A 6,075-nucleotide genomic window follows, 5' to 3' on the forward strand; every position below is an offset into this window, starting at 1 on the left:
GATCAGAACCCACGCCGCTGAAGGAGGACGCGGATCACCTCGATGTCTTCCTCCGTCAGCTTGCCGAGCCCTCGGGCCACGTTGACCACGCCCAGGTGGTTGTCCTGGCTTGTCGGTTCCGGATACAACGGGTCGGACCACTCCTCCTCGAAGTCCCACGCGCCGATGGTCGCCAGGGCCACGTCGCGCGGGATCTCGCCCGCCGCGTAACGGTCGATGTACGCGCGCAGCGAAGGCCTCCTGTCGTGGGGACCTCCCCTCCCCCGAGCGACACGCGCGAGGATCTCCCCCAAGTCGTCGTTCGACAGCTTGCCGAGCGACCGGGCCTCGTTGATCACGGCCATGCTGTTGTCCTGGATGGGGTCCTCGGCGGTGTAGTACCACACCACCTCGAAGTCCCAGGCGGCGATCGTCGCGATGGCCTCGTCGCGCGGGATCTCCCCCGCCGCGTAACGGTCGATGTACGCACGCAGCGACGGCTTCTCGTCGGTCATGATTCCCACCCTCGCCTCTTTGTCCGTCCTCGCCTCGGTCGAATCCTGCCAGACCTACCCCCGGGCCGGAGGCAGTACGTCCTCCAGCTCCTGGAGGAGGAGGCGGCGCTTCGCGCGGGCGCCGACCAGGGACTTCACCGGTTCGCCCGCGCGGAAGAGCATCAGCGTCGGTGTGGCCAGGACACCGTGGCGGCCCGTCGTCTCCGGGTTGTGGTCCACGTTGATCCGGAGGAGGCGCAGGTCGTCCTCGTCGTAGGTGCGGTAACCGTTCTCCGGGCGGCCAGGAGGTCACGGGACTCGTAGTGGCGCAGAGTCCGCGTGGTCGTCCCGGGGCGCTCGGCCGGCTCGCCGATTCGCATGGGCCCGAACGTGCGCCTTGACGCCGGCGTCAAGGCAAGGCCGGCCCCGCCGCCCGCCACTCGTGGGCCAGGACCGCCCAGTTCTGCGTGTCGTACCGGATGCCGTCGTAGAGCCACGACTCCCGCTCCACGCCCTCCAGGGTCATGCCGAGCCGCTCGGCCACCGCCGCGCTGCGCGCGTTGTCCGCGCGGCAGTGCCAGGTGGCGCGGTGCAGGCCCCGGGTGAGGAACGCCCAGTCGAGCAGGGTCCGGCACGCGACCGTGATGAGTCCGTCCCCCTCCGCCGCCGGTTCCAGCCAGCAGCCGACCTCGCAGGCGCCGGAGGCCGCGTCGAAGGTGGTGAACATGACGCCGCCGACCAGGGCGCCGTCCCGCCGGATGCCGTAGAGGCGGGCGCCGTCCGCCGCCTGCCGCTCGGCGTACCGGCTCAAGGTGGCGCGGGCGCCGTCGAGGCTGTCGGTGACGAAGGACTGCCCGACCCACGGCCGGATGTGGTCACGCGCCCGGTCCATGTGCGCGGCGAACTCCTCGGCGTGCCAGATCTCCAGCGGGCTCAGCAGGGCGTTGTCCCGCAGGGGGAGGGAGAACATGGCGGCGGCCCCCATTCACATAACAACTGTTACGGATATGTACAGTAGCAGCATGCCACGCGCCAAGGGGGACCACGAGGCCCGCCGACTCGAAGTCTCGGAGGCGGTCTGGCGGGTGCTGGCCACGCGCGGCTTCGGCGGACTGACGCTGCGGGCGGTCGCCACGGAGCTGGGCGCGACCACGGGCCTGCTGACCCATTACTTCCCCACCAAGAGCGACCTCGTCGCGTACGCCCTCGACCTGCTCGACCGGCGCACCGCCGCCCGCTCGCGGCGCACGGCAGGCACGGGCCTCGCGGCCGTACGGAACGCCCTGCTCGACATACTGCCGCTGACTCCCGAGGCCACCGACTCCAACCGGATCTGGGTCTCCTCCTGGGACACGGCGCTCGCCGACCCCGCCCTGCGCGCGGAGTACGCCGGGAAGTACGCACGTGGCCGCGACCGCCTTCGGGAGGCCGTCGCCGCCGCGCAGGAGACCGGCGAGCTCCCGTCCGGCGACCCGGAGCACGTCGCGGCGGGCGCCCAGTCCTTCACCCTCGGCCTGGTCGTCCAGAGCCTGCTGGACCCTGCGGCGTTCCCGCCGGACCGACAGGTGGAGCTGCTCGACGACTACGTGTCAGGGCTCGCTCGCTGACCCGTCTCGAAGGGCCACGTCACCCGGCGCCCGGAGGCAGGAGGGGTTTGCGCTCGACCGGGGACGACAGGACGATCGAGGTCGTCGTCCGGCCGAGCGCCGAGGTCTGTTCCAGGACCTCTTCGAGATGGATGGTGTCGGTGACCGCGACCTTGAGGATCCAGCAGTCCTCGCCGACGACGTGGTGGACCTCGAGGATCTCCGGCCGGGCCATCAGCTCCAGGGTCCTGGGGTGCTTGAGGGTGTAGCCGCCGTGCGGGTCGACGCGGATGAAGGCCTGGATGCCGTACCCGAGCCGCGCGGGGGAGACATGGGCGCCGTAGCCGGTGATCGCCCCGCACGCCTCCAGCCTGCGCACCCGTTCGGTGACGGCCGCGGGGCTCAGGCGGACGCGCCGGCCCAGCTCGCTGAGCTTGATCCGGCCGTCCTCCTGGACGAGCTCCAGGATCTGCCGGTCGATGGCGTCGAAGGCCCCCACCGACGTTTCGTTGGTGGCGGGACGCAGATGCCGTGGTTCCTTCGGCGCGGCGGCCGGGACTCCCATGTTTCCCCCTTCAGTTGGCGCACGCTCAACGTAACACTTGTCGTATGGACATTCTGATCATCGGCGGGAACCGTTATGCGGGAAAGCGACTGACGGCCCGTCTGTTGGATTCCGGGCATGCCGTGACGATTCTCAACCGGGGTTCTTCGGGGACACCGGAAGGGACCACCCACCTCGTCGCCGACCGTAACGACGAGGCGGCCCTGGAAAGCGCGCTGGGTGACCGGACATTCGATGTCGTCGTCGACCAGGTCTGCTACACCCCGCGCCAGGCCGCTGTCGCGCGGCGGGTTTTCGGGCCGCGCACGCGGCGCTATGTGATGACGTCGACGGTCGAGGTGTACGAGTACGAGGACACGGCCGTTCCCGTACGGGAGGAGGCGGTCGATCCGCGTACCGTGACCGTCGATCTCGATCTCCCCTGGGACGACCCGGAGTTCCTCGACTCCCATTACGGAGAGGGAAAGCGGCAGGCGGAGGCGGTCTTCGCGGCCGAGCCTCCGTTCCCGTACACGGCGGTGCGGGTCGCCCATGTGCTCGGCGGCGCCGATGATTTCACGGGGCGGGTCGGCCACTACGCGGACCGTGTCCGGGCGGGCGAGCCGATCGCCGTACCGCCGGTGAACCACCCGGCCACCTATGTGTACGTCGAGGAGATCGCGGACTTCCTGGCGTGGGCGGCGGAGGCCGAATTCACCGGGCCGGTCAACGCGCATTCCACCGGCCCGCTCACCACCGCCGAGATATGCGCGGAGATCGAGCGGCAGACGGGCGGCCGGACCGTATTCCGGAACGTGGAGGTCGGCGAGGTGTCACCGTTCTCCTTCGCCCGCTCGTACGGAATGGACAACGCGCGCGCGACCGCTCTCGGATTCTCGTTCCGGAATTCTCGCGAGTGGCTCGCACAGGCCCTTTCCGAGACCCTGGGGGCACGCTGATGCGGTACCGCATGCTCGGAGACGTACGGGTCGGAGCGGTCGGACTCGGCGCCATGCCGCTCTCCATCGAGGGACACCCGGACGAGGCCCGCGCCGTGGCCACCGTCCACGCGGCGCTCGACGCGGGCGTGACGCTGCTCGACACGGCGGACTCCTACCACCCGCCCGGCGGCGAGCCGGGGACCGGCGAGCTGCTGGTGGCACGGGCGCTGGCCACGTACGGGGGTCGTGGCCGGACCGCTGACGTGCTGGTGGCGACGAAGGGCGGCCGGGGGCGGACCGCCGACGGCGGCTGGACGGTGGACGGCCGGCCGGAGCACCTGCGGCGCGCGGCCGAGGCGTCGGCGCGGCGGCTCGGCGTCGAGGCGATCGGGCTCTACCAGCTCCACAAGCCGGACCCGGCCGTACCCTACGCGGAATCGCTGGGCGCGATCCGGGAGTTGCTGGACTCGGGGACGATCCGGCTGGCCGGCATCTCGAACGTGGACGTGGGTCAGATCCGGCTCGCCCGGGAGGTGCTGGGCGAGCGGCTGGTCTCCGTGCAGAACCGGTACTCCCCCGCCGTACGGGACGCCGAGGCGGAGCTGCGGCTCTGCGCGGAGCTCGGGCTCGCCTTCATGCCGTGGAGTCCGCTGGGCGGGATCTCGCGCAGTTCACTGGACGGGGCGTCGGACCTGACGGAGGACCCGGAGTTCGGGGCGTTCCACCGGATCGGGCGGGCGCGGGGGGTGAGCCCGCAGCGGGTGGCGCTGGCGTGGCTGCTCGCGCGGTCGGAGACGGTGCTGCCGATCCCCGGTGCGAGTCGGCCGGAGACCGTACGGGATTCGGCGGCCGCCGTCGAACTTGTGTTGAGTACACGGGAGTTGGCCGAGCTGGACGTTCCCTAGGCGTTCGACGGTCGAAGGCACCGGACCCATTGACGGGTCCGGTGTCTCCATCTACAAAAGCTTCCTGAGAGCGCTCTCAGGCGCTCGTCCCCCCAGCGGAGGTGTTCTCCTTGAGCCGCGTCCGACGCACCCCTCTCCTCGCCTCACTCCTCGCCGCCGCCCTCGCCGCGGGCGCCCTCCTCGGCCTCGGCGGCGCCGGAACCGCGAGCGGCGCCGTCCCCCCGGTGCCGGGTTGGTCGCTCCAGTGGAGCGACGACTTCAACGGCCCCGACCGTGCCCTCCCGAACGCCGCCGAGTGGCAGATCGACACCGGCCACGGCTACCCGGGCGGCCCCGCCAACTGGGGCACCGGAGAGATCCAGAACTACACGTCGAGCCCCGACAACCTGCGCCTCGACGGCACCGGGAACCTCCGCATCACCCCGCTCAAGGACGGCGCGGGCAACTGGACCTCGGCCCGGATCGAGACGAAGCGCGCCGACTTCAAGGCTCCGGCGGGCGGGACGCTGCGCATCGAGGGCCGGATTCAGATGCCGAACGTGACCGGGGCGCAGGCCGCCGGCTACTGGCCCGCCTTCTGGGCGCTGGGCGCGCCCTACCGGGGCAACTACTGGAACTGGCCCGCCATCGGCGAGTTCGACATCATGGAGAACGTCAACGGCATCAACTCGGTCTGGGGCGTGCTGCACTGCGGCGTGAACCCGGGCGGGCCGTGCGGCGAGACCACCGGCATCGGCGCCAGCCGTGTCTGCCCGGGGGCGAGCTGCCAGTCCGCCTTCCACACGTACCGCTTCGAATGGGACCGCTCGGTCTCCCCCAACGAGCTGCGCTGGTACGTGGACGACCAGCTCTTCCACAGCGTGAACGAGACCCGCGTCGGCGCCCAGGCCTGGGCCGACATGACCAGCCACGCGGGCTACTTCCTGCTCCTCAACGTGGCGATGGGCGGCGCCTTCCCGGACGCCCTGGGCGGCCCGACCCCGACCGCCGCGACGGTCTCCGGGCGACCGATGCTCGTCGACTACGTGGCGGTGTGGACGAAGGGCGGCGGCACGACGACCCCGCCGACGACACCGCCGCCGTCGGGCTCCTCGCAGCTGTACCTGCGGACCGGCGGTGGCGCGGGTGACGCCCAGGCCGCGGCCTCCACCGTCTCGCTGGCCTCGGCGGGCGGCGCCAACCACGACGGCACGCCGTCGAACCCGCAGGTCTTCACCTCCGGCCCGATCACACGTACGTACAACGGCGGCGCGACGCACTTCGACCTGTTCGTGGACGCCGGGTCGGTCGTCGCCAACGGGCAGCAGGTGCGGGTCAGTTACGACCGGACGGGCGACGGGAGCTGGGAGCGCGTGGAGACCTACGCGTACTTCGCGACCGATCCCGTACCGGGGTACGAGCACTACACCCAGGCGCGCGGCCTGAAATCGGCGACCGGCAGCCACGGGGACCTGTCGAACGGACGGGTCCGCGTCGAGGTGTGGAACGCGATCGGCAACGGGCCGAGCACGGTCGGCGTGGGGAACCAGTCGGTGGTCCGGATCCCGTTCTCCTGATCCGGGAGACGTGGTTCGTGGTTCGTGGTTCGTGAAGATGGGGCGCCCCCGGCCGCGCGTGCGGCCGGGG

The 6,075-nt window shown here is 71.3% G+C and carries 7 protein-coding genes and 1 pseudogene; 4 read left to right on the forward strand and 4 right to left on the reverse strand.

The window, feature by feature from the left end; all coding sequences use genetic code 11:
• Positions 1-2 precede the first annotated feature (2 nt).
• The 3 genes and pseudogenes from ACWF79_RS25650 to ACWF79_RS25660 form a co-directional block, all read right to left on the reverse strand.
• Positions 3-494 carry a hypothetical protein gene (locus ACWF79_RS25650; RefSeq protein WP_453730491.1) on the reverse strand — a complete coding sequence of 164 codons (492 nt, stop codon included), beginning with the start codon at positions 492-494 and terminating at the stop codon, positions 3-5.
• A 54-nt stretch (positions 495-548) separates the two neighbouring features.
• Positions 549-853, reverse strand: a pseudogene (locus tag ACWF79_RS25655) (MerR family transcriptional regulator).
• A gap of 29 nt (positions 854-882) precedes the next feature.
• The gene (locus tag ACWF79_RS25660; protein WP_453730492.1) at positions 883-1,443 is read right to left on the reverse strand and encodes a GNAT family N-acetyltransferase; all 561 of its coding nucleotides are present in this window, start codon (positions 1,441-1,443) and stop codon (positions 883-885) included.
• Between the two features lie 52 nt (positions 1,444-1,495).
• On the opposite strand from ACWF79_RS25660, the gene ACWF79_RS25665 reads away from it, so the two are divergent.
• Positions 1,496-2,080 carry a TetR/AcrR family transcriptional regulator gene (locus ACWF79_RS25665; RefSeq protein ID WP_453730493.1) on the forward strand — a complete coding sequence of 195 codons (585 nt, stop codon included), beginning with the start codon at positions 1,496-1,498 and terminating at the stop codon, positions 2,078-2,080.
• Between the two features lie 19 nt (positions 2,081-2,099).
• Here ACWF79_RS25665 and ACWF79_RS25670 read toward each other — a convergent pair whose 3' ends face one another.
• Positions 2,100-2,624, reverse strand: coding sequence for an Lrp/AsnC family transcriptional regulator (locus ACWF79_RS25670; protein ID WP_453730494.1), 525 nt, complete (start codon positions 2,622-2,624; stop codon positions 2,100-2,102).
• A gap of 44 nt (positions 2,625-2,668) precedes the next feature.
• Here ACWF79_RS25670 and ACWF79_RS25675 point away from each other — a divergent pair, with 44 nt between their 5' ends.
• The 3 genes from ACWF79_RS25675 to ACWF79_RS25685 all read left to right on the forward strand — a co-directional run bounded on the left by ACWF79_RS25675 (position 2,669) and on the right by ACWF79_RS25685 (position 6,005).
• The gene (locus ACWF79_RS25675) at positions 2,669-3,562 is read left to right on the forward strand and encodes an NAD-dependent epimerase/dehydratase family protein (RefSeq protein ID WP_453730495.1); all 894 of its coding nucleotides are present in this window, start codon (positions 2,669-2,671) and stop codon (positions 3,560-3,562) included.
• Positions 3,562-4,449 carry an aldo/keto reductase gene (locus ACWF79_RS25680; protein WP_453730496.1) on the forward strand — a complete coding sequence of 296 codons (888 nt, stop codon included), beginning with the start codon at positions 3,562-3,564 and terminating at the stop codon, positions 4,447-4,449. The genes ACWF79_RS25675 and ACWF79_RS25680 overlap by 1 nt, the downstream gene beginning before the upstream one ends.
• Positions 4,450-4,559: 110 nt before the next feature.
• On the forward strand, positions 4,560-6,005 hold the full coding sequence (locus ACWF79_RS25685; RefSeq protein WP_453730497.1) for a glycoside hydrolase family 16 protein: 1,446 nt from the start codon (positions 4,560-4,562) through the stop codon (positions 6,003-6,005).
• Positions 6,006-6,075: the final 70 nt, after the last annotated feature.

This window comes from Streptomyces sp. NPDC054975 (genome assembly GCF_053609105.1).

What these genes read in the sequence shown, in the direction of transcription:
- ACWF79_RS25650 (WP_453730491.1), bottom strand. Translation starts at nt 494, where the DNA reads ATGACCGACGAGAAGCCGTCGCTGCGTGCGTACATCGACCGTTACGCG.
- ACWF79_RS25660 (WP_453730492.1), bottom strand. Translation starts at nt 1,443, where the DNA reads ATGTTCTCCCTCCCCCTGCGGGACAACGCCCTGCTGAGCCCGCTGGAG.
- ACWF79_RS25665 (WP_453730493.1), top strand. Translation starts at nt 1,496, where the DNA reads ATGCCACGCGCCAAGGGGGACCACGAGGCCCGCCGACTCGAAGTCTCG.
- ACWF79_RS25670 (WP_453730494.1), bottom strand. Translation starts at nt 2,624, where the DNA reads ATGGGAGTCCCGGCCGCCGCGCCGAAGGAACCACGGCATCTGCGTCCC.
- ACWF79_RS25675 (WP_453730495.1), top strand. Translation starts at nt 2,669, where the DNA reads ATGGACATTCTGATCATCGGCGGGAACCGTTATGCGGGAAAGCGACTG.
- ACWF79_RS25680 (WP_453730496.1), top strand. Translation starts at nt 3,562, where the DNA reads ATGCGGTACCGCATGCTCGGAGACGTACGGGTCGGAGCGGTCGGACTC.